The organism is Pseudomonas sp. H1_A03, assembly GCF_054685145.1.
Genome location: NZ_CP162829.1, coordinates 1,075,658 through 1,099,205 on the forward strand (window position 1 = coordinate 1,075,658; position 23,548 = coordinate 1,099,205).

The window sequence follows — 23,548 nt, forward strand, 5'->3', positions numbered from 1 at the left end:
GGCCTTTTTGCATTTCAGACCACTGCTACTTTTCCGGGCGATAACCACTCAGCGCCTCATCATTGACATCATCGTCATTTCTGACGATGCTGGGCCCATGAGATATCCAGGCGGAAAAGGCAAGTGCTACCAGCGCTTGATCAACCTGATGCCACCGCATCAGACATACATCGAATCCCACCTTGGTGGCGGGGCCGTCATGCGCAATAAAAAAGCGGCGCAACGGAACATTGGCCTGGATCTGGACGCCAAAGTTATTGAGCGATGGCAGAAGGAGCTTCCCCGCACGTGCGAACTGCATCAGACCGACGCAGTGACGTTCCTGCAAAGCTATTTGTTTGAAGGCGAAGAACTGGTGTACGTAGACCCTCCCTACATGGCGGAAACACGTCGCCGAGAGAAGGTCTATCGTTGTGACTACACGGAGCAGGATCACATCCGCTTGCTACGCTGCCTCGTCGCGTTACCTTGCAAAGTGATGCTTTCGGGCTATGACTGTGATCTCTACAACCGCGAGCTCGACGGATGGCGCAAGATGAATTTTCCGGCCAAGACCCATGTAGAGATCCGCGAGGAAACGGTATGGATGAACTTTGAACCAGCCGATCGCCTCCACGACAGCCGGTACATGGGCGAGACATTTCGGGACCGTCAAACCATTCAACGTCGCCAATCCAGACTTCGTAATCGCATTGAGAGCCTGGACCCTATTGAACGACACGAGCTACTGCAGTGGATGCAGGATCACTACGGCAATGCCGAGGAGGCCGCCTGATGCAGCTGGGCGCAATTTTCATGGACCAAGTGGTCTTCAACGTTGAACTGCCCAAGGCAGACGAAGAGGTCATTCCAGGCGTTCCTTGGGGAGCTATGGAAGCGTTCCCGACGCCCGCTTATTGGGCCTATCAGGTATATGCTCGCCGGCTGACGGGCGATCGAATCAACTACAAGCTCGGAGCAACCCTTAAAGAGGAAGTCGGAGCCTGCCTCCTTGGAGGGCACGGCATCCCTGCCAGCGTTGGCTTGGCTGCCTTTCACCATGTGAAAGAGCGCGGAGCCTTTGGCGATCAGCCCCCGACAGAGGAAACCCTGCTCGAGTGGCTTAGAGAGCCTCTGGCAATCGAAGATCGTTTTGTTCGATACCGGTTTGCCAAACAGAAGGCTCGCTACCTCTGCGCAGCCCTTCAGAAACTGTCCGCTGAACACCCACCACTTGGCACGGGCAAAGCGCTGCGCAACTGGCTGCTGGACGTTCCGGGGATCGGCTACAAAACCGCCTCATGGGTGGCCCGCAACTGGCTGGACGCCGATGATGTGGCCATCCTCGACATCCACATTTTGCGGGCAGGTTTGCTGGGCAGGTTTTTCGAGAGCAATCTCACCGTCGAGCGACACTACCTCGAACTTGAGGAACAGTTTATCCGCTTCAGCAAAGGGCTTGGTGTCAGAGCCTCGGAGCTTGATGCTCTGATGTGGTTGGAAATGATGTCTTCCCCTTCCACAGTGCAAAGTATCATGGGCACCGGGCACCACGCACCCGACTCAGGCTCCCGCAGCCGCACCAAGAAGAGCAAGACCAACTCCGGCCAGCTTTCCCTGATCGGCTAAAGTGCTGGCCCAAGGCTCACCAGTGATACCCAGCGAGCAGAAATTCAGACCCTGGGCAGTCGCGGTGAGCGCCATCACGGCCAGCAGAGCTCCTGCATCGCGCCAAACGAGGCTACAACCGTCCTGGTATTTGCCCAAGGTTTTCCCGGGCTCGGCCAAGAAGAGAATACGAACCGCATCATCCCCCTCAAGCACTTTCAGACTTTGCTCGTAGAGCCCTGCCAGTCTACCGGCCGCATGCTTGAGCTCGCGAAGCTCGTGAGCCCCAGGCTGGTATAGCCACCACCGCTCGCACCTAGGGCGCTTCAGAACGACATGGATTGGATGAATAGCTCCCGCCGAGGGTGATGCCCGATGCTCAAGATCAAAGCCCAGTTCTGATGCTCCAACTCCTCGCGTTCTGCAGGCATGCCAAAGAAATGCACCAAGCTGCTGGTCATTCACAACGCCGAAATCACGCTGCGATGTACGCGCATCCAACACCTCGCCGAACTCTTGGGTCAATCCGCTTGAGCAGATCGGAAGCAAGGAGACCTCTCCCACTTCCCAATCAATGGGCACATACCGCTCAGGTGAAGATCTAGGTAGAGGATCACCCAGGTCGATCCAAGTCATACCCCACCTCCTGAAACACCTCCATGTACTTGTTGCACCCGCGACAGTTACCGCAGGCCACATGCGATTTATGGCAACTGTGTGCCCACGCCAACATCCCTGGAGAAACCCCTGATTTACGGACGAGTTGCGCCGTGGAAAGCCCAATAGCAGGTGCTTCAACCACCATTGCACCCTCCTGCAGAGAGAGCAGATGACTGATCGCCAACATGAACTCAGGAGAGCCATCTTTGTGGAAGCCATCTGATTTCACGGTGCCAAGCCACAGATGCGTCACACCGAATGAGATAGCCTTCATCGCCGCCAAGGTAACCAGCATCTGGTTCCTATAAGGCCACCAATCCGAAGCGGGAGCCAAGCTATCAGCCTGACTGCCTGCCATATCTCCCGACCCCAACTGGCGGCAGTCGACCTCGATCAAGTGATGAGGAATGCCTAGTTCCTGACAGATCGTCCTTGATGCCTCAATTTCAGCCTGTGCCGCTAGCTGGCCATAGTTCAGGGTGAATGCAATGTCGGGACGCTTCCACCAGGCCAGCGCCAGAGAATCCATACCACCAGACAGCAAAAGTCCCGTCTTCATAGCACCACTGCCTCCCAGACCGTCTGATAGATCGCGCTGACGTAATCATCGGTGATATGGCATTCAGACCCCTCCATCATCTTCATGTCCTGCTTGGATTCATTTTCAGCGTAGAAAACAACCGGCTTGTTCAAAGCCCGGGCGTAGCCGATCTCGTAGATCGTGCCCGAATCGAGTCCATCACCAATCGCGAAGAGGACATCGCAGTCACGCACACCTTCCAGATCCTTCTTCACTACGTCCTCGGCGGAGCCAAGGCCCACATCATGGTAGGGGGAGAAAACCTCCAACCCCATCGCCAACAGATCTCTACGGGCTTGGCCAACCATCCACAACTGCGCGAGCGTGAAGAATGGACCAGCGAGATAAACCTTTGGGATGCGCCCTTCGCGATACTTCAAGGAAGGTTGCAGCGGTTGCGGATTAAAGCCTGCGAGTAAGGCAGGATCGGGAAATCCTTGGTTCTCACAGTAGAAGGCCGTCGCATTTGACGCGAGGGCAGCAGCGTCATGAGCCGAAAGACCGTTGTCCATCCAGGCTAGCGCGAAGTGGGCTGCAAAAGTGTCTCCCGAACCAATCTTCCAAACCCGCTCAGTCCGGTAAGCTGGGACAGTGGAGATAGCACCGTTGTCATATACCAAAGCCCCAAGAGGCCCCATCTTGATGACAACTACCTCCGCGCCTTCTTGGGTCGCCAGCGCAATGGCCAATTCCTTCGCGGACAGCCCGCGAGATCCAGTAACCAGCAGATGAGCCTCATGACGATTCAGAACTAGTGCCAAGTGTTCAGCTGAGGAACCATTTGCTCTGAAGGATTCAGGCCCTTCAGCATTCTGCGGATCAAACACGGCCTGCTTAGCATCAACGATAGCCGTCCCATCGATCATACCAAAGCGAAGAACCTTCTCAGCGCTGGCCTGCAACACTGAGTTGAGCTGAGCACCACCCCGAATATCCGGAGTGGCGAGCCCATGAATGTATTCGAAAGTCACCCCTGCCTGGATGCCGGCAGCGTTGAACTGAAAACCTTCGGCGCCGGCGCGGGCGCCGATGACGATTTGACTGCTGCTATCGACATAGGCCTGCAACTCAGCCTGCCCACCGAAACGCGCAATTGCGGTCGCCGCTCGACCGGCCGACCCGAAAACATCATCCCAAGCTGGACGCATGCATCGCTCGCGGTAAACACCTCCCACGATGGTGATCATGGAGCTCTCCTTGCTCTGAAATTAAACGTGATAAATTCGAACGCGTACCTGTCCGCCACCAAGGCGCAATACACGCGCAACGTATTGCTCGCCCTGACTCATGCAATTGCGAAGTTGATTTAAGTGAGGATCGACAATTCCTCCTGCCTCCGCTCCATTCCACAACGCAGAAACAACCTGTTGATTGCCCGGCAGTGCGAACACGATGTCGAGAATGTCGTCGACGCTCAGTTGCGCGATCACTTGCGCCTTCGGTGAGGCGAGCTGGGTATCGAACTGAAGAGCAGTACAGGACGTGGTCGGAGTAGACGGACCCAGGTAGCTACCACCGGAACCAGACATAAGCATTTCCCTTTGCGAGTCGATTGAATCCTTAGCAATACCACAGAATAAAGGCAGAATGCCATACCACTTTCATTCAATTGTGTAAATAATCAAACCTCATAAACCTATAAAAACAAGAGACATCAAATTATTACAGATCGCTTCCGACTACTCACACAAGCAGAAATTGTCACAACCACGAATGATGACTTATCAAAACAAAGCCTAAACCTCTTAAGATTAATACTTATGACGATTGACGACAGCAATATTCATCTGGCACAACTAATAAGGCTGACTCTGACAGTCAGCAAATAGATCAAACGGCAGGCAAAAAATGCCTGCATACTCTAGGAGTTTGCATCGATGACGCTTCATGTAATGCTGTCACTTGATTTGTCGGATATTGATAATCAGCGATATTACTTCAACGGCTATCTGGCTGAAAACAGCTGGGAAAAGCTGAACGAAGTCGATACCGTTTGGCATAGAACCTATAACTACGTTCAGAATCAAGATAATGTAGTCGCGGATGAATTGAAAAAGCTTTTGAAAAAAGCCGCCGAAAAATTCGAGCCTAGCTCTATTGAGTACGTTGCTCAAATCGGGAATGCAGCACCCATCAAAGCTGTATGGGTAAAAACGACTGCCGGCTATCAACATCGTACCCGTTGATATCTACTGCAATGCGTACTGTCGACCCTAGAATTACTTAGGGTCGGCAATTTGGGCATTGACATGACGCAAGCACAACTGAGAAAAACTCCAAGCGTTTGCCGATTGGAGTTGTGAATTGCATCGACGAATAAAGCGAATCCCGCCTCGCGAGAATCTCTGCACCACCAATGACGGAGAGGCCATCAGGCACTTTCGCAGCGGAACTGTCGTGGTCTGGTGGTACGAGCGCATCACGAAAAACTTCGAGGCCGAAAGCATCCCCTATGTGGACGTGATCTTTCGATTCCTAGACCTAACGCACCGCTCATCCAGGATGAAGAACCTGAAAAGCTATCAAACTGCCAGCATACCGTCTAGTGTGTTTTCCCACGGTTGCGTACCACTCCTCCTGATACGCCGCTGCACGGAAAAAGCTCAGCTGCGACCTGGACCCTGCCAGTATGCTGAAGTTTTTTTGTACTCCATCGCGATCGCTGATTCGATCATGGCTGGGTGTTAAAGCCGGGAATATCAAGCTATAAGGGAAGAGTTGGGCAATTGATTAAAAACATAAATTCACTTGGGCAATCACCCATTCAGCTGCTTCCACCAAGCCAATCCGTAGCTCGAGTCACGCTGAAAGGAAAACTCCAGGAGGAGGACGGGACGTGGATCGTCTGGTGGTACGGCGCTCTCTCGAAAAACGGGGACGAAGGAACAATACCGCTCAACTCCGTACTTTTCCGAAGGCTGCTGCCAAATGGCATGCTGGGTAACCTCAAGCGATTTCCCGCGGCTATGACCCATTTAGGAAGTTTGAGATTCGGTAGTGCCTGGACTAATGGCAACCTAGTCGGCCACTTGAAAGTGCCTTATCTCACCGAACGAAAAGTCTCCTTTAATGAAGGCGACTGGAGCGTGGTTTCTGCCCGAGAAGCAGGATTGGTACACCCTCTACACCTTCATCATTCCGACAATTACACCATGCTGATCGAGCTAATGAGCGACGATGGCATGAAGATTCTCGTCCCCTGCGCGGAATTTTTCGTGCGCGCGTACGGCAGGAGCACTGAAACAGTTCGTACACTTTTACGCTTCCCATGGAAGGAAGCACAAAATAGGTTCTATTTTGATGCCGAACCTGACGCAAACAAATGGGTAAAGCTAAACCACCGGGTCAAATCCAGCGAAGCTGTGTTCCTACATCACGCGCTTTACGATGACTACACCAAAGACATTTGCGAGCGGTTTTACGCGACCCTTGCAGCAGGCTTCGACAAGCAAAAAAAGAAGCAAGGCTCTCTCCCCTGCCTCGACACCGGGCCCTGGTTCAGAGGCGCTGCACTGATTGAGGGAAAAGGTATTTGGTTGGAGGAAGGCAAAGTCTTTCTGATGCTTGATATCAAAGGGATGAGTGAACCCGTTGGAGACATAATCGTCATACAACGACAAGGGACGGACTCCACCGGTGGCGAGCAAGGTGAGCGCGTCTATACCCAATCCTCTAGAGATATTCCAATTGACCAAGTATTGGATCTCACCGACTCCGAGCCTCCTGATTCAGACTCACCGAGAGTTTTTTATGATCCTCCCTTCAAACGACTGGGGGAAAAGCGTCCGCGCGTAACCAAGCGCAGAAAAGCACCTGGAAAACTAGGTGCCGCCCTACAAGGTGATGACGACGCTCAAAAGGTTTCAACCGGTGATGCTTTCGGCGGGGGTAAGGGAACCCATAAGGGCGAAGGCAATGCACCCGAACACTTTCTTGAGGGTGCGCTTGCGAAAATGTGGAAGAGCTGCAGCGATCTGAAGACTGAATATGAAGCAATCACCAAAGTCGAATGGTTCACTTCTGATGATGAATTCGTGGAGGGGGGAACTCCAGGTCTTGAACCGATTCGACCGCACGCATCAAAAGAGCCAATCGCTGCCGATGCGAAAGCCTGGTCTTATTTAAGCGCGAAGACCAGAAATATACGTGGAGTAATGATCGTCCGGGTCACGTGCGGGTCACGCACGTTTTACATATTTGAGATTCAAAGAATCAGACATTTCTCAACTTCAGGAAAGAAATTGACATCCTTTAATGAAGAAAGCTATCGAGGCCTGATGGTGGAGCTACCCAGTGACGGTACGGCAGCCAAATATGAAATAAAGCTAATTTTACAAAAGTTATGTGCCTGCCACGGACGTATTCCTAAAGACACCATTTCCGAATTAGGCCCTATGTCCAAATACGGCCATACAAGATTTGATCATGATGAGAATCCTGGCGATATCGTTTATGAAAACGTCCTAGTGAAAAAATTCAGGCAGTTGGGTATGCATCTGCAGAGGAAGGAAAAAACGACAGCAGCCCCTACTCCATCTTGAAGCCGGTAGTTGGTGATGGAATCCAGAACTCCGCTTCCCCCACGGTCACCAGTAAACCATCGTCGTCGCTCACAGTGGTCACTTCAGATTTTTTGAACCTCGAAACCCCGTGAAAATAGCTAAGCGCCTCGGGCAACCACTGCTCCATGACGTCAGTGCCTGTCAGGGCCTGTTGTGTGAGAGCAAGCAAACCATGACCCTGCTTCTTTCGCGTTAGCTTCTTTGTTTCGCCAGGGTCGGGAAACTCAATCGACAGGTTCAGCGTTTTGTTCAGGTAATTGACGAATGCCACGAGCGAGGCAGCAGTGCCCGGAGTGTCGATCAACAAATACCGCAGGGTTTTGGATGACAGTCCTGATTTAGATGCCTCACCCAGTGCAAGCAGGTTCGCAGCACTACGAAGTGAAGTCCTGATCGTTGCCAATGAAGTTTTGCGCACCGCGGCACGCGCGGTGAGGACGTCATGATATCCCTTCAGTAATGCGCTTGATGAACCTAACCGAGCAGACGCTAAGATCACCTCTATGCGCCGGAGCTCAGTCTCGCTCTGTTTAAGCTCGTCATCGATCACCAGATTCCTGCAGGCGATCATCCACTGGACGGGATACCTCGCCCGGCGTACCCAGTCTGCGCCAAACGCCTTCAACATCTGATCATAAGACGGCAAGGAACTCCAATGCTGAGCCATCTCGACGAAAAAGAGCATGTGCTTATTGATTAAAAGCGCACCTTTTTTGGCTTCGATCTGGTCGATGAACCATAGCCCATAAGCCTTAAACTCTTCCCTAAAGGTCTGACTGCTGAAGCCTTCACTGTTGATTTCCAACCGTTTGTGAAAGGTTCTTCTCCAGTAGCAAACCGTGCACTCACGCCCTAACCCGGCGGGCATGCTTTTGCTGCAAACCTCGCACGCAACCTCACCTAATTCTGCGCAGAGTTTGCATTGCATGGCACCACTAGCTGACTCCACCAGAACGCGATAGCGCCTGCAGCACGGACACGTCGCAGATGAGACGTTACTGCATCCGGTGCAGAAACGTCGGACCTGACCATCGATTGTTTTGTTGGCCAACCGAATGCTGAACTTATTACAAATTTCACAGCGCCCCGACGCTTCGAAATAGTTTGCACAGGAATTGCACACAGGCCCCTGCGCGGTCACCTTGCCCACCGGACGGCCTACTCTTCTGCAGCGAATACAAGGGCGACCGTTCAGGCATTTGGTGCAGGTCGCTAATGGATCCTTGACGAACAAGCGAGCTTGATTGCCGCAGCCATGGCAAACGCGCTTTTTAAACTTCTTGCTATAACACCCTTCGCAGTAGCGCAGCCCTTCATAGATTCTTTTGGCTTTGGCCATGGGCTTACCGCAACCATCACAGTTAGGGTGAACCGCTGAGTTATCCATCGCGCAAAACCTTTCTTTTTAATCGGGCCCACATCCTCATAACCACTGCTCGCGGAGTGGCCCTTTTAAGCACAGGCGCATGCGACTTCTTATAAGGGCGCGCTAGGGGCAGCTCACTCAGGACTCGCCTCAGCATTACTGGGGATTCGCCGGCGGGAAGAGAAACGGAGGTACGGGTCATCGAGCTTTCCATAATTGCTTCGTACAGTTGGTCTTGCCCGGTCGCCATGATCTTCCAAACCGCACTCAGGAAAGGTACTCGCTCAGTCACTGACAGCATTTCAATGGCTAATCCGGAGCTAGGAGAGCTCAGCTTTCCGATGCTGAACATCTCCCGAAACCTAGTGAAGGCTTTCGTATCATGAACAGCTGATTCTCGAAGCAAACCCCACACGAAACGCGAATGGTAGAACCATTGTTGCGAATCACCAAACCCGCCCTCAGCGACACGCTGATCACCATTTAAATAACGATCCCCGTCAACTTGAAAGGCCAATGCTGGCGGGTCCAAACACAGCCCATCAGGCCCTGCCAACCGATGACCACAGCGATAGCATTTTGAGCAATCAGCTACTTCATAGTTGAGACGATGTGGCTGCAAGGGAGCACCACAGTGGAGACAGCTGTCTATCAACCTGATCATATGCTGCTCACAACAGGTATGCCACGCCAAGCGCCAAGACAACCGGTAATACGGCACTCCCTCCTCTAGGCAGAGGGGGCAGCACTGAAGACCTCCAGCATGACGTCGGTTGCGCCCACCAATCACCAGTATCCATGGCCACGTTGCCGTCTTAGCGTCGATCCACGGCGAAACAGACTGAGCTATAGGCCGTAGCGTGCACGATGAAATATCACTAATCGAAATGCCCGCGGCCTTCGAGAGAATATGAGATTGATCTGGCGCCAGCCCCCTGTCGAGGTCGACCGTCCAACACCTCCACGACGGCCAAAGGTGCCCGGTCAAAACCAGAGGCGAGCACCCATGAGCAAACGCATTGCGAACAAGCCATGAGGTCAACAGCTCATCTTCTAGCAGATTCTGAGCAAGCGGCCACCGAGCGTTCGTTACATCAACTCGCGGATGCCACGTGTAGGCTGCAGCCATGATTTTCGATTAATCAATTCTACGTCGATCTTTTCCTTGCCGGAATTGATTGCTTCCGTGGCGCATTCAATGAGCAGCCGGTGAAGGTTGCCCGTATTTCCTTCGGAGATTGCATGCAACGCCTTAGCGACCTCTGGGCGAAAAAGTTCAGAAGCTTGTCTCAGCGGCAACACTGATTCGAAACCTTTTAAAAACCGCTGAAAATCGACCCCGAGCGTCCATGGATGTAGCGACAGGACATCGAAACGGCTGGCGTGCTGAGGGTCAGCATGCAGTACACGCACCGCATCGGAGGTTCCGACTCCCACCACCGGAATTTTCAGCTCATTACACAACATCTTTATCGTGTTCATCAGCTCGCGCTGCTTGATCGCAGAGCCGCTTAGCAGCGAATGCAGCTCATCGATAATCAAGATCTTCACATTACATTCACGCAACAGGTGAATAACCTGATAGCGCAACTTGATTACGGAGTCGGTCACTCGGTAAGGCGTCCAAAACTCTTCGAGTATTGATGCGTACAGCGCTTTCTCATCTGACGTGGGCGGGGATTCAACGATGATGACAGGCTTTACAGGTTCTGCGTTTTCGTTGACATAGCCCTTACCGTGCAATTCTTTGAAGCGGTCGAGTATGGTCGTCTTGCCATTGTTTGAATCGCCGACGATCAGCAAGTTCGGCATACGTGCACGAGTAGGCAGCTCCATCATGTGCCTTAGCAACTCGATGAGTTTCTGCGCCGCCGGGTAGCCGATCCAGCGTGGCTCATTTAGAAAATGGATGCGCTCCTTATCGGAAAGGCTTAACACAGCTCGAAAGTCGGGGTGGATGTGCGCGTACTCACTCATGAAATATCTCCAAAGTCATCCAGATCTCCGGAGATCAGGTCGCTGAACTCGATAGGAAGAGGAGTTGCTGTTTGGACCGGCTTAGGAGTTGGATTCGCAGGCGTCGAGCCCTTGGAGTGAACCCGTTGGCGCTGCGCCTGGCGTCGAGCTTTCTTGGTTGTCGACTCTGAATGATTAACGAGCTCGCGATTTTCCAAGATGTACCTTTTGATGAGAGCCTCGTTCACATTTGCATGACCTTCATCGACGGCCTTTTTCTTAGCCGCCTGAAACTCCCATACGCTTGCGGCGGGGAACGCCTGGTTCGCCACAGGAATTTTGTAATACTGCTTGAGTAAGGGGTCGAAAAACCAAAGCATGCTGATGTCACGCGGATCCCGACGAAAAATGAAAGTGCGCGTCTTCCCGGTTTTTTCGTCCTTGGCATTGATCCAGGGCCGTAACGCTTCGGAGTAATAAAAGACGTCCAACTGCACACCGTAGTGCTGAATCGTACGTTCAAATGAAGGCAGAAAATCTCGCTGGATCGTATAAGCATCAGACGGTCTTGGCGGCACCCCCACAAGGGGGTCGAGGTCAGCATTACCGAAAATGCCGAGGTGCCATTTTCTGCTGGGACTCATGTAGATCCCGGAGTGGTAAGACTCGTTGTAAATCAGGACTTCCCTGACCAGCCACTTCTCAAATTCGCTGAAAGTCAGTGCTGCGTTTGCATCAGAATCATAGCCGTCCCGATCCTCTTTGTTACTGTAAGTCTTGCCGGGCAGGTCTTTCAGAGTCTGCGCAAACGTACCCATCAAGCGCTCAATGTGGCCGCCGAATTTAGGACGTTTTACCGGCCGGAAACGGTTTTCGATGCCGTAATTGGAACACGACCGTTTCAGATCCCCTGACTGAAAGTCGGGCCCATTATCCGAGTGCAAAATCTTTGGGATTCCCCACACCGGCCATTCGCCGTCAATGCCATGCGCTATCAACCACTCTTCCTTAGGGAGAATGGAATGAGCTACGCACATCGCAACGGAAATGCCAGCAGGCGCATCCAGTGCTAAGTAGTAACCAGTAATCATGCGGGTATGGACGTCGATCGAGAACGTTACCCAGACCCTGCCAATTGATTTTCTGTGGACATCATCGACCAGGAGAACGTCCAAAGGCGTATGGTCAATCTGTACTACAGCTAGAGGATAAGATGCTCCGGGGAATGAGCCTGGCGATGGCGAATACTTGTTCCTAGCCTTCTCAGCAAAACCTCGACCGCGGAGGAACTCCCGATCAGGTACGCTCTTGATTCTTTCTCTGATGGTTGAAACGCCGGGAGCAGTAACATCTTCCGCCTCACAGGTTTCCTTGATGCGCTTGATAGTGGCCTGGATCGTAGGTCGTTGCTTCTTCAGGTAAAAGTCTTTGAGCACTCGCTCAATGATCTGACCTGCCTCAGGTGAAATCCGAGCGTTTCCCTCCTGCCAACCTCGCTTGCGTGGGACTAGCGACAGGAGTTCTCCCCACTCTTTGTAGAGCTTGAGCCAACGGTAAATCGTAGAAACGTCGACTCCCGTAGCCTCGCTTCTCGCCTGGACCTCACGCCGGCCAACGATGCCTCCCCCCAAGAGAGGCTCTATCGTGGCAAATCGCTCACGAGCAGTGGCCCAATCCTTCACACCGATAGAAGCGACATCGTAGTTTACGTACAGCCCATCTACCTTCTGCCTCTTCAACGGATTTAATGCGCCGATAGGCAGTGCTGAAGCCTTGCCGGACTCGACTTCAATTCCAACGACGGTTTTGAAATCAAGAATTTGTGCGATTCGGTACACATAGTCACCGTGACCGACCATCGCTCCGATCTCAATCGCCATCTGAATCCTGTTTGGTTCAAACGGGATTAGATCTTCATCAAGCGGTGTGTTTTTGCTCATCGATTTGGCACCCAAACTTCCAAAAACTCATTGAGAGGAAGTCGGATGTCGCACTCCAGTCTGCGCGTGGCGATGAGGTGCCAGAGGTGGCTGATGCCTTGGCCTCGGTAGTGCGAGCAGGAATGCGTTGCCAGGAGATAGTGCACAGGCGCAATGCCCATATCGCGTACGGAATCGATAATCCAAGCGCTATCTTCTGGAGCAAAATTCATCCGCGCGTAACGCTCGAGAAACTGGATGTTGAAGAAGGCTGTGTCGCGAATTCTCGTTTCATCATGGATATGAAATACCCAACCCTGATCTCTCGCATAACGCCAGGCGGCTTTCCATTTTGAAAGCCACCCTCTCCAATTTTCCTGCCAAGCCTCCTGAGGCTTCACTTCCACGAGCATCGGCTTTGGATAGTTCTCGTAATGTCGATTACCGAGCCGGTAATAAACCAGGAAATCGGGGGTGTAGTTGTATGACCGACCATTCTTCTGAAATGGGATCAGCACTGGCTGGTGAATGATCTCCAAGACTTCACCTGAGAATTCAGTCCGAAATAGGAAGTCTCGTTCAAGCATGGATTCGTAAGGAATCCCACCTTCGCCTCTAAAGGGGAATACACCGGAGACGCTGCGCTTGGTGGGCTTGATCGAGCGCACAGGACGCGGCTTATTTCCGTCGCAGCTATTTCTAACCATTCGTAGGTCCGTCGCAGCTATTGTCGATAATTGACGCAGCTATTGCCGAACCAGCATATCTGAATCCGGGGCCTGTGGCACGCGGCCGTCGCTTCTATTTCTGAGTCCTACAGCGGGTCGAAGCCGCAACCGGGGGAGATCACCCTGGCTCACCACGGGGTGCTGTTCCTGGACGAGTTGCCGGAGTTTGATCGCAAGGTGCTGGAGGTGCTGCGAGAGCCATTGGAGTCTGGCCATATCGTGATTTCCCGCGCTCGCGACCGCGTGAGTTTCCCGGCGCGTTTTCAACTTGTGGCCGCCATGAACCCCTGCCCTTGCGGCTACTTGGGCGAACCCAGCGGGCGTTGTCGTTGTACGCCGGAGCAGATTCAACGCTACCGCAACAAACTCTCCGGGCCATTGCTGGACCGGATTGACTTGCACCTGACGGTGGCACGGGAAACGACTGCGCTGAACCCAATCCACCAAGCTGGCGACACAACGGCTCATGCATCGGCGCGGGTCGCCCAGGCCCGAGAGCATCAGCAAAAACGCCAGGGGTGTGCCAACGCGTTTCTTGATCTGCCTGGGCTACGCAAGCATTGCAAGCTGACCAAGGTCGATGAGGGCTGGCTGGAGACCGCCTGCGAACGACTGACACTCTCGCTGCGCGCGGCCCACCGGCTGTTGAAGGTTGCGCGCACGTTGGCCGACATCGAACAGACCGACGCCATTTCCCGCGATCATCTGAAAGAAGCCCTGCAATACCGGCCGGCAGCGATCACTTGAGCCTGGCACAGTGCCAAAATGTGGGCGCTGGCTTGCCTGTGTTAACGTCACCTCGGTACATCCGAAAACCAGAGGTGCCTGCATCGCGGGCAAGCCCGGCTCCCACACGAGCCAGGTCGCACAATTGATCTGCGCAGTTTCAGCGGAACCGATCCACCTCATGCCGCAAACCCGCCGCCAGCGTCTCCAGTTCCTTGGCGGTAATTGCCAGGTTCGACACCACTTCACGCTGCTCGCTGTTGGCCAGCGCAATGCTTTGCAAGTTGCTGCTAAGCAAGGTCGCCGTGCTGCTCTGTTCCTGGGTGGCCGTGGTGATCGCAGCGAACTGCTCACCGGCCGAGCGGCTTTGCTCATCGATACGCGCCAGGGCCGAAGCCACGTCGGCGTTACGCGACAGACCTTCCTGCATCAGCACGTTACCGTGCTCCATGGTGCTGATGGCATTGCCGGTTTCTTGCTGGATACTTTGGATCATCCCAGAGATTTCGTCCGTAGCCTCTCGGGTGCGCGACGCCAGGTTGCGTACTTCATCGGCGACCACGGCAAAACCACGCCCTTGCTCACCGGCCCGTGCGGCCTCGATAGCCGCGTTGAGTGCCAGCAGGTTGGTCTGATCGGCGATCGACGTAATCACCCCGACGATCCCCCCAATTTCCTGGGAGCGCTGGCCCAGGGTGTTGATCACCGTGGCCGTGCTGTTGAGGGCCGTGGCGATGTGCTCCAGGGACGACGACGCCTCTTGCATCGAGTTACGGCCGATGCGGGTTTGCTGAGCGTTTTCCTGGGCCAGGCGCTCGGTGGCACCCATGTTGTCAGCGATGTTCAGCGAGGTGGCGCTGAACTCTTCTACCGCGCCGGCCATGCTGGTGATCTCGCCGGACTGCTGCTCCATGCCTTCATAGGCACCACCGGACAAACCGGACAACGCCTGGGCCCGGCTGTTGACCTCTCCGGCGGCGTTACGGATGTGCGAGACCATGGTCGACAGCGCTTCACCCATCTGGTTGAAACTGCGCGCCAGCTGGCCGATTTCATCATGGCTGGACACATTCAGGCGTGCGCTCAAATCACCCGCGCCCAAGGCTTCGGCCTGGCGCACCAGGTCGCCCAGTGGCGCCAGTTTGCTGCGCAGCAGCCAGACGGTTGCACCCACTGCCAGCAGCATCGCCAGCACGCTGCCAATCACCAGCCGGATGCCGACATCCCACGTCACCGAGCGAATCTCGGCTTTGGGCATGCTCGCAATCACGGCCCACGGCCCGCCTTCGAAGGGTACCGACACGCTGTAGAAGTCTTCATTTTTGTCAGCCCAAAAACGGCCAACACTGGGCGCCTTAGCCAGATCCAACATAACGGGCACCGCTTGATCCGGCGCCTGCACGCCAGCCGGCGGCACCAACCAGCGCTTCTGCTCATCCAGCAACGCCAGGGAACCGGTCTTACCGATACGGAAGCGTTTGAGGTTCTCGAACTGCGCGTTCTGGGCGTCGGTATAGTCAAAGCCGATGAACAGCACCGCGATGACTTTGCCGCTGGTGTCGCGCACCGGGCTGTATTGCGTCATGTAGGAACGATCGAACAACACCGCTCGGCCGATGTAGGTCTGGCCACTGGATACACGCGGATAGGCCGGCCCATTGCGGTCAAGCACAGTGCCAATAGCGCGATTGCCATCCTGCTTGGTCAGGGAAGTGCTGACACGGATGAAGTCGTCGCCGCTGCGCACAAATACCGTGGCCACGCCACCGGACATCTGCTTGAACTCGTCCACTTCCTGGAAGTTGTTGTTCAGGAGATCGCTGCCCAGGAAGAGGCTCGGGGTCTGTACGCCGGCGACCGCGACTGGTTGATCGGCCCGTACGCTCAAGCCGGCACTGAAGCGCTTCTCGAACAACCCGGTCAGGCGCTCGGTGCTCTCACGCAGCGTGCTGTGGAACGTGTTGAGTTGGTCGGCGAGCAGCCGCGCTTCACTGGCCAGGTGTTCCTCGCGGGTATCGAGGTTGGCTGAGTCGAGGGAGCGCAGGGCAAAGACAGTGCTGCCACCAATGGCGACAGCCAGAATCAAGGCTAAAGCGATACCTAACTGTGAGGCTATCCGGGCGCGAGGTTGAGACATGAAGGCTCCTGGCCGAGGCCAGGATCATCCTGATCTCATAGCGCTGCTCGGCAAATTATCTGGTGGGGAACGTTGTGCACGAAGGTTCCAACACACCTACTTCGGCAGGTCGAGACAATACTTGAGCGATCTACAGGGGTATCGCGCAAACGATTGCACGAACGGTTTGCCATCCCTCAATCGAGGCATTCGACCCGGGGCAACTCCATCGCCTTGACTTCCGCCTGCAGAAACTCCGCCAAGCGCCGCAAACGCTCGCCACCGGGACGGGTTTTCGGCCACACCAGGTAGTAATTTTCGCCACTGGCCACGGCGGTTGGCCAGGGCAAACTCAGCCGCCCCTGGGCCACGTCTTCGGCCACCATCAGCAAGTCGCCCATCGACACACCATAACCCCGTGCGGCGGCGATCATGCCCAGCTCGAGGGTATCGAATACCTGGCCGCCCTTGAGCGACACTTCGGATGACAACCTCATGCGCTCCAACCAGTAACGCCAGTCACGACGATCTGGCGTCGGATGCAGCAGCTCGGTGGCTGCCAGCCGTGCCACATCCCAAGGGCCGTCGTTCAGCAGGTTGGGGGCGCCGACCGGTATCAGCATTTCGGCAAACAGGTAACACGCCTCCCAATCTGCCGGGAAGTGGCCATTACTCAGCAATACCGCGCAATCGAACGGCTCCTGATTGAAATCCACTTCGTCGATGTTCATCCAGGCGCTTGTCAATTGCACTTCGTTGCCCGGCTGCAATGCGCGGAAGCGACTGAGCCGCGCCAACAGCCAACGCATGGTCAGGGTCGACGGTGCCTTCATGCGCAGGATGTCATCTTCGGCGTTCAGGGTATGGCAGGCCCGTTCCAGCGCGGCGAAACCTTCGCGGACACCGGGCAATAGCAGGCGCGCGGCTTCGGTGAGTTGCAAGGTGCGCCCACTGCGCTGGAACAGGCGGCAGGCGAAATGCTCTTCTAATGTGCGGATATGTCGGCTCACTGCACTTTGCGTAATCGAAAGCTCCTCTGCCGCGCGGGTAAAGGAGTTGTGCCGGGACGCGGCTTCAAATGCGCGCAACGCATAAAGCGGAGGAAGACGACGCGACATATGGAAACCTCCTACAGAACAATGCAGCACCCTACCATGAGTTTTAGTCATGCGAACGATCGCATTTATCCCTTTGTGCAACGGTCGGAGAGCGCCGAGAATCAACCCTTCCCCACCCCTCTGACTTTTCGAGCGTGATGATCATGCAGCATCCGGCACGTACCGAACTCTGGGCCATTCTGCGGCTGTCAGGGCCGTTGATTGCCTCACAGTTGGCGCACATGCTGATGGTGCTGACCGACACCCTGATGATGGCCCGCCTGAGCCCCGAAGCCCTGGCCGGTGGCGGCCTGGGTGCGGCGAGCTATTCGTTCGTGTCGATTTTCTGCATCGGCGTGATCGCCGCCGTGGGTACGCTGGTGGCTATTCGTCACGGCGCGGGCGATATCGAAGGCGCCACTCGGCTGACCCAGGCCGGGCTATGGCTGGCTTGGCTGATGGCTTTGGCGGCCGGCCTGTTGCTGTGGAACCTCAAACCGCTGTTGCTATTGTTTGGCCAGACCGAAACCAATGTGCACTCCGCCGGGCAATTCCTGACGATTTTGCCGTTCGCCCTGCCCGGCTTCCTGAGCTTCATGGCCCTGCGCGGCTTCACCAGCGCGATAGGCAAGGCGACGCCGGTAATGGTGATCAGCCTCGGCGGTGCGGTGGCCAACTACCTGCTCAACCACGCGCTGATCGAAGGCATGTTTGGCCTGCCGAAGCTCGGCCTGATGGGCATCGGGCTGGTCACGGCCATCGTCGCCAACGGGATGGCACTGGCGTTGATGTGGTACATCTCCCACAACCGCACCTACGCGGCGTACCCGCTGAGCAACGGCCTGCTACGTCTCAACACCCGATACCTGCGCGAATTGTGGCGCCTGGGCCTGCCGATTGGGGGCACCTACGCGGTGGAAGTCGGGCTGTTTGCCTTTGCGGCGCTGTGCATGGGCACCATGGGCAGCACGCAATTGGCAGCGCATCAGATCGCGCTGCAGATCGTCTCGGTGGCGTTCATGGTGCCGGCGGGGATGTCCTACGCGATCACCATGCGCATCGGCCAGCACTACGGTGCCGGTCAGTTGTTGCAGGCGCGTATGGCCGGTCGCGTCGGGATCAGCTTTGGTGCTGCCGTGATGTTGGGATTTGCGCTGGTGTTCTGGCTATTCTCCGACCCGCTGATCGGGCTGTTCCTCGACCATAACGACCCGGCGTTTCACGACGTGATCGTGCTGGCCGTCAGCCTGTTGGCCGTCGCGGCCTGGTTCGAGTTGTTCGATGGCGTACAAACCATCGCCATGGGCTGTATCCGCGGGTTGAAAGATGCCAAGACCACCTTCCTGGTCGGCCTAGGCTGCTACTGGCTGATCGGTGCGCCTTCGGCCTGGCTGATGGCCTTCACCCTGGGCTGGGGGCCGACCGGCGTGTGGTGGGGTTTGGCGCTGGGCCTGGCGTGTGCGGCGGTCAGCCTGACATGGGCGTTTGAAGTGAAGATGAAGCGGATGATTCGGCGGGAGCCGGAGGTTCGCACTGGATTCCAGGCGATGCAGCCTGACTAGAAATCCCACATTTGGATTGGGTTTACCGCTCAACCCAGCAAAGCCTGCTGTCCCTTGCCAAACGTCAGGTAATCCACTAACTCCGGTAATGGCAGTGGCTTGCTGATCAGGTAACCCTGCGCCTGGTCACACCCAAACAGCCTCAACAACGCTAGCTGCTCAGGCGTTTCCACCCCCTCGGCAACCACTTCCAGGTTGAGGTTGTGGGCCAGGTTGATCATGGCGTGCACCAGTTTGCGGTTTTCTTCACGCTCTTCCATCCCACCGACAAAGCTCTTGTCGATCTTCAACAAGGCAATCGGCAGGCTGTTGAGGTGCACGAACGATGAGAAACCGGTGCCGAAATCGTCCAGGGAAAACCGCACGCCAAGGCGACCCAGCGCATCCATGGTCTGCTTGACCAAGTCACTGCGACGCATCACCGCCGTTTCGGTCAGCTCGAACTCCAACCATTGCGCTTCCACACCACGCTCGGAAATCAGCCGGCTGAGGGTCGAAAGCAACTGGCTGTCCTGAAACTGGCGAAACGACAGATTGACCGCCATGTGCAGCGGCGGCAGGCCGCGTTCACGCAGGTCCTGCATGTCGCGCAGGGCTCGGGAAATCACCCAGTAGCCCAGCGGCACGATCAAACCGCTTTGCTCGGCCAACGGTACGAATTCACTCGGCGGCAACAGGCCCCGCTCGCCATGACGCCAGCGCACCAGGGCTTCCAGGCCAACGATGTGCCCGTCGTCCAGGTCCAGGCGCGGCTGGTAATGCAGCTCCAGTTCATCACGACGCAAGGCGCGGCGCAGCTCGCTTTCCAGGTCGGCCAGGCTGCGCGCGTTGCGGTTGATGCGTTCGTTGAAGATATGAAAGGTGCAGCCCTGGGTGCTCTTGGCTTGCTGCATGGCGATATGGGCGTGCCACATCAGCGGGTCGGCACCGGCGCGAGCCCGAGCATGCGCCACACCCAGGCTGCAACCGATCAGCAGGCTTTCGCCATCCACCCAGTAGGGTTCGGCCATGACTTCAGTGATGCGCTCGGCCATCCACTCGGCACGCTGGGGTGCACGGCGGGTGTCGATCAGCAGGGCGAATTCGTCGCTGCCCAGGCGCGCCAATTGGTCTCCGACCTCAAGCCGGCTCTTGAGCCGTGAGACCACTTGCAGGATCAGCCGGTCGCCAGCCTGGTGCCCGAGGGCATCGTTGGCGTGCCGGAAGTTGTCGAGGTCCAGGTGACCGAGGGCCAGGCCGCGCCCCTCATTCTCGGCCAGCCGCGCGGCCAGCAGGGTCTGGAAGCCCTGGCGGTTGGCAATGCCGGTGAGCGGGTCCTGTTCGGCCAGGCGCTGCAAGGTATTTTCCAGCAGCCCGCGCTCGCGAACGTGGCGCAGGCAGCGGCGCAGTGTATCGGCGTCCAATACATCACTGACCAGCCAATCGCTGACGCCAAGGGGCGACACCAGGGGCTCTTGCTCCAGCAGTAACACGCACGGCAGGCTGCAGCGGCCAGGGCCGGGTTGCAGGCTGGGCGTGGTCAATAGCACGGCGCTGTGGTCGTCATCGAACAAACGACTCACGGACTCCCAGTTTGGCGCGCTGATCAGCACAGCCCCATCGCCCATCGGCGCCAGGCACTCGCGCAATAACGCTGCCCACGCGGGCTCATCGGCCAGCAGCAGCAAACGCAAGGGTTCGACAGGCGTAGACAAGCTAGCTCCCTAGACTCTGCAATATTTCGTTGGCGGCGGGCATTATGACGTGCGCCCTTAGAATCACCAATGATAGGGGTTATCAAACACTCAAAATGTAAACATTAGTCTCAAACAACCCCCACATCCTGCGGCAAAGTATCAAAACCGGCAAATTTAGATCGAGTGGTACGTCACACTGTCGTTCTGACAGGGCAGAATCCTGCCAGCCTGTTAAAATGCCCGCCCTTTTGAATAACGACTCCCTGAATTCCGTATGTCCCGACTCAATCCCCGGCAGCAAGAAGCCGTGAACTACGTCGGCGGCCCTCTATTGGTGCTCGCCGGTGCAGGCTCCGGCAAGACCAGCGTGATCACCCGCAAGATCGCGCACCTGATCCAGCAGTGCGGCATCCGCGCCCAGTACATCGTCGCCATGACCTTTACCAACAAGGCCGCGCGGGAAATGAAAGAACGTGTCGGCACCCTGCTCAAGGGTGGCGAAGGCCGCGGGCTCACCGTGTGTACGTTCCACAACCTGGGGCTGAACATTATCCGCAAGGAGCATGCACGTCTGGGCTACAAGCCAGGTTTCTCGATTTTCGACGAGACCGACGTGAAGTCGCTGATGACCGACATCATGCAAAAGGAATACGCAGGCGACGACGGCGTGGATGAGATCAAGAACATGATCGGCGCCTGGAAAAACGACCTGATCCTGCCCGCCCAGGCCCTGCAAAACGCACGCAACCCCAAGGAACAGACTGCCGCCATCGTCTACACCCACTACCAGCGCACGCTAAAGGCGTTCAACGCGGTGGACTTCGATGACCTGATCCTGCAGCCGGTCAAGCTGTTCGAGGAACACGCCGACGTCCTCGAAAAATGGCAGAACAAGGTGCGCTACCTGCTGGTGGACGAATACCAGGACACCAACGCCAGCCAGTATCTGCTGGTGAAGATGCTGATCGGCAAGCGCAACCAGTTCACCGTGGTCGGCGACGATGACCAGTCGATCTACGCCTGGCGTGGCGCCCGCCCGGAAAACCTGATGCTGCTCAAGGACGACTACCCGTCCCTGAAAGTGGTGATGCTGGAGCAAAATTACCGCTCCACCAGCCGCATCCTGCGCTGTGCCAACGTGCTGATCTCGAACAACCCCCACGAGTTTGAAAAACAACTGTGGAGCGAGATGGGCCACGGCGACGAGATCCGCGTGATCCGCTGCCGCAACGAAGACGCCGAAGCCGAGCGCGTGGCCGTCGAGTTACTGACCTTGCACCTGCGCACCGACCGCCCCTACAGCGACTTCGCGATCCTGTATCGCGGCAACTACCAGGCCAAGCTGATCGAGCTGAAGCTGCAGCACCACCAGATTCCGTATCGACTGTCGGGCGGCAATAGCTTTTTCGGACGTCAGGAAGTGAAAGACCTGATGGCCTACTTCCGTCTGATCGTGAACCCGGACGACGACAACGCGTTCCTGCGCGTGATCAACGTGCCGCGCCGGGAGATCGGCTCCACGACCCTGGAAAAACTCGGCAACTACGCCACGGAACGCAAGATCTCGATGTACGCCGCTACCGACGAAATCGGCTTGGGCGAACACTTGGACACGCGCTTCACCGACCGCCTGGCGCGCTTCAAGCGCTTCATGGACAAGGTGCGCGAGCAATGCGCCGGCGAAGACCCGATCAGCGCCCTGCGCAGCATGGTCATGGACATTGACTATGAAAACTGGCTGCGCACCAACAGTTCCAGCGACAAGGCCGCGGATTACCGCATGGGCAACGTCTGGTTCCTGATTGAAGCGTTGAAGAACACCCTGGAAAAAGACGAAGACGGCGAGATGACCGTCGAGGATGCCATCGGCAAGCTGGTGCTGCGCGACATGCTCGAGCGCCAGCAAGAAGAGGAAGACGGCGCCGAAGGTGTGCAGATGATGACCTTGCATGCATCCAAGGGCCTGGAATTTCCCTATGTGTTCATCATGGGCATGGAAGAGGAAATCCTCCCGCACCGCTCCAGCATCGAAGCCGACACCATCGAAGAAGAGCGCCGCTTGGCCTACGTGGGCATTACCCGCGCGCGTCAGACCCTGGCCTTCACCTTTGCAGCCAAGCGCAAGCAGTACGGCGAAATCATCGATTGCGCGCCCAGCCGGTTCCTGGATGAACTGCCGCCGGACGACCTGGCCTGGGAAGGCAATGACGACACCCCGACCGAGGTGAAGGCCGTTCGCGGCAACACCGCCTTGGCGGATATACGCGCGATGTTAAAGCGCTAGAATCGACTACTTTTTAATCTACTTTCGGCGCGCACCGCGCCATTAGAGGAAGCTTTCCGTGGAAGCACTGCACAAGAAAATTCGCGAAGAAGGCATCGTGCTTTCCGATCAGGTACTCAAGGTCGACGCCTTCCTGAACCACCAGATCGACCCGGCACTGATGAAACTGATCGGCGATGAATTCGCCGCGCTGTTCAAGGATTCGGGCATCACCAAGATCGTCACCATCGAAGCCTCTGGCATCGCACCGGCGATCATGACCGGTCTGAACCTGGGCGTACCGGTGATCTTCGCGCGCAAGCAGCAATCGTTGACCCTGACGGAAAACCTGCTGTCGGCGACGGTGTACTCGTTCACCAAGAAAACCGAAAGCACCGTAGCCATCTCGCCACGTCACCTGACCAGCAGCGACCGCGTGCTGGTGATCGATGACTTTTTGGCCAATGGCAAAGCGTCCCAGGCGCTGATCTCGATCATCAAACAGGCGGGCGCGACCGTTGCCGGCTTGGGGATTGTGATCGAGAAGTCGTTCCAGGGTGGCCGCGCGGAGCTGGATGCGCAGGGTTATCGGGTGGAGTCGCTGGCGCGCGTGAAATCGCTGGCCGGTGGCGTGGTCACCTTCATCGAATAACTTGATAACACCGCAATTAAATGTGGGAGCTGGCTTGCCTGCGATGATGGCCTGTCAGTCGACATCTTTGTCGCCTGACACGCCATCATCGCAGGCAA

General features: G+C 56.1%; 19 protein-coding genes and 1 pseudogene. 8 read left to right on the forward strand and 12 right to left on the reverse strand.

Annotation, left to right across the window (positions count from 1 at the left end; translation table 11 throughout):
• The first annotated feature begins 136 nt into the window (after positions 1–136).
• Entirely contained in the window at positions 137–775 is a 639-nt protein-coding gene (locus AB4O35_RS05110; RefSeq protein WP_256548020.1) for a DNA adenine methylase, read from the forward strand.
• Positions 775–1,608, forward strand: a complete 834-nt coding sequence (locus AB4O35_RS05115) for an 8-oxoguanine DNA glycosylase (RefSeq protein WP_065880268.1) — start codon at positions 775–777, stop codon at positions 1,606–1,608. The genes AB4O35_RS05110 and AB4O35_RS05115 overlap by 1 nt, the downstream gene beginning before the upstream one ends.
• Here the strand turns inward: AB4O35_RS05115 and AB4O35_RS05120 are convergent.
• Genes AB4O35_RS05120 through AB4O35_RS05135 form a run of 4 tightly spaced genes read right to left on the reverse strand, consistent with a single transcriptional unit; the run spans position 1,543 to position 4,356 of the window.
• Positions 1,543–2,223 carry a nitroreductase family protein gene (locus AB4O35_RS05120; protein ID WP_139114613.1) on the reverse strand — a complete coding sequence of 227 codons (681 nt, stop codon included), beginning with the start codon at positions 2,221–2,223 and terminating at the stop codon, positions 1,543–1,545. The genes AB4O35_RS05115 and AB4O35_RS05120 overlap by 66 nt on opposite strands.
• Positions 2,201–2,806 carry a 7-cyano-7-deazaguanine synthase gene (locus AB4O35_RS05125; RefSeq protein ID WP_065880269.1) on the reverse strand — a complete coding sequence of 202 codons (606 nt, stop codon included), beginning with the start codon at positions 2,804–2,806 and terminating at the stop codon, positions 2,201–2,203. Before AB4O35_RS05125 ends, AB4O35_RS05120 begins: the two co-directional genes overlap by 23 nt.
• A complete protein-coding gene (locus tag AB4O35_RS05130; RefSeq protein WP_065880270.1) occupies positions 2,803–4,014 on the reverse strand; it encodes a PfkB family carbohydrate kinase in 1,212 nt (403 codons plus the stop codon). The genes AB4O35_RS05125 and AB4O35_RS05130 overlap by 4 nt, the downstream gene beginning before the upstream one ends.
• 21 nt (positions 4,015–4,035) lie before the next feature.
• Positions 4,036–4,356: a hypothetical protein gene (locus tag AB4O35_RS05135; RefSeq protein ID WP_065880383.1), complete on the reverse strand. Its 321-nt coding sequence runs from the start codon at positions 4,354–4,356 to the stop codon at positions 4,036–4,038.
• A 348-nt stretch (positions 4,357–4,704) separates the two neighbouring features.
• On the opposite strand from AB4O35_RS05135, the gene AB4O35_RS05140 reads away from it, so the two are divergent.
• Both AB4O35_RS05140 and AB4O35_RS05145 read left to right on the forward strand, forming a co-directional pair.
• On the forward strand, positions 4,705–5,013 hold the full coding sequence (locus AB4O35_RS05140; RefSeq protein ID WP_065880271.1) for a hypothetical protein: 309 nt from the start codon (positions 4,705–4,707) through the stop codon (positions 5,011–5,013).
• Between the two features lie 540 nt (positions 5,014–5,553).
• Positions 5,554–7,368, forward strand: a complete 1,815-nt coding sequence (locus AB4O35_RS05145; RefSeq protein ID WP_460149566.1) for a hypothetical protein — start codon at positions 5,554–5,556, stop codon at positions 7,366–7,368.
• Here AB4O35_RS05145 and AB4O35_RS05150 read toward each other — a convergent pair.
• Genes AB4O35_RS05150 through AB4O35_RS05170 form a run of 5 tightly spaced genes read right to left on the reverse strand, consistent with a single transcriptional unit; the run spans position 7,355 to position 13,217 of the window.
• Positions 7,355–8,728, reverse strand: coding sequence for a hypothetical protein (locus tag AB4O35_RS05150; RefSeq protein WP_139114614.1), 1,374 nt, complete (start codon positions 8,726–8,728; stop codon positions 7,355–7,357). The genes AB4O35_RS05145 and AB4O35_RS05150 overlap by 14 nt on opposite strands.
• 40 nt (positions 8,729–8,768) lie before the next feature.
• Entirely contained in the window at positions 8,769–9,884 is a 1,116-nt protein-coding gene (locus AB4O35_RS05155) for a TniQ family protein (protein ID WP_083228065.1), read from the reverse strand.
• A complete protein-coding gene (locus tag AB4O35_RS05160; protein ID WP_065880276.1) occupies positions 9,845–10,732 on the reverse strand; it encodes a TniB family NTP-binding protein in 888 nt (295 codons plus the stop codon). The genes AB4O35_RS05155 and AB4O35_RS05160 overlap by 40 nt, the downstream gene beginning before the upstream one ends.
• Positions 10,729–12,651: a DNA-binding domain-containing protein gene (locus AB4O35_RS05165; protein ID WP_065880277.1), complete on the reverse strand. Its 1,923-nt coding sequence runs from the start codon at positions 12,649–12,651 to the stop codon at positions 10,729–10,731. The genes AB4O35_RS05160 and AB4O35_RS05165 overlap by 4 nt, the downstream gene beginning before the upstream one ends.
• On the reverse strand, positions 12,648–13,217 hold the full coding sequence (locus AB4O35_RS05170; protein ID WP_065880384.1) for a heteromeric transposase endonuclease subunit TnsA: 570 nt from the start codon (positions 13,215–13,217) through the stop codon (positions 12,648–12,650). The genes AB4O35_RS05165 and AB4O35_RS05170 overlap by 4 nt, the downstream gene beginning before the upstream one ends.
• Before the next feature lie 234 nt (positions 13,218–13,451).
• Here AB4O35_RS05170 and AB4O35_RS05175 point away from each other — a divergent pair.
• A pseudogene (locus AB4O35_RS05175) lies at positions 13,452–14,105 on the forward strand (ATP-binding protein); the annotation flags it as partial.
• Between the two features lie 139 nt (positions 14,106–14,244).
• Here the strand turns inward: AB4O35_RS05175 and AB4O35_RS05180 are convergent.
• Positions 14,245–16,221, reverse strand: coding sequence for a methyl-accepting chemotaxis protein (locus tag AB4O35_RS05180; RefSeq protein ID WP_065880278.1), 1,977 nt, complete (start codon positions 16,219–16,221; stop codon positions 14,245–14,247).
• Between the two features lie 176 nt (positions 16,222–16,397).
• On the reverse strand, positions 16,398–17,318 hold the full coding sequence (locus AB4O35_RS05185; RefSeq protein ID WP_065875460.1) for a LysR substrate-binding domain-containing protein: 921 nt from the start codon (positions 17,316–17,318) through the stop codon (positions 16,398–16,400).
• A 137-nt stretch (positions 17,319–17,455) separates the two neighbouring features.
• Here AB4O35_RS05185 and AB4O35_RS05190 point away from each other — a divergent pair, with 137 nt between their 5' ends.
• Positions 17,456–18,859 carry a NorM family multidrug efflux MATE transporter gene (locus AB4O35_RS05190; RefSeq protein WP_065880279.1) on the forward strand — a complete coding sequence of 468 codons (1,404 nt, stop codon included), beginning with the start codon at positions 17,456–17,458 and terminating at the stop codon, positions 18,857–18,859.
• 29 nt (positions 18,860–18,888) lie between these two features.
• Here the strand turns inward: AB4O35_RS05190 and AB4O35_RS05195 are convergent, their stop codons facing one another.
• Positions 18,889–20,553, reverse strand: coding sequence for a putative bifunctional diguanylate cyclase/phosphodiesterase (locus AB4O35_RS05195; RefSeq protein ID WP_065946055.1), 1,665 nt, complete (start codon positions 20,551–20,553; stop codon positions 18,889–18,891).
• 256 nt (positions 20,554–20,809) lie between these two features.
• On the opposite strand from AB4O35_RS05195, the gene rep reads away from it, so the two are divergent.
• A complete protein-coding gene (gene rep, locus AB4O35_RS05200; RefSeq protein WP_460149567.1) occupies positions 20,810–22,819 on the forward strand; it encodes a DNA helicase Rep in 2,010 nt (669 codons plus the stop codon).
• Positions 22,820–22,877: 58 nt separating this feature from the next.
• The gene (locus AB4O35_RS05205; protein WP_003195447.1) at positions 22,878–23,450 is read left to right on the forward strand and encodes a xanthine phosphoribosyltransferase; all 573 of its coding nucleotides are present in this window, start codon (positions 22,878–22,880) and stop codon (positions 23,448–23,450) included.
• Positions 23,451–23,548: the final 98 nt, after the last annotated feature.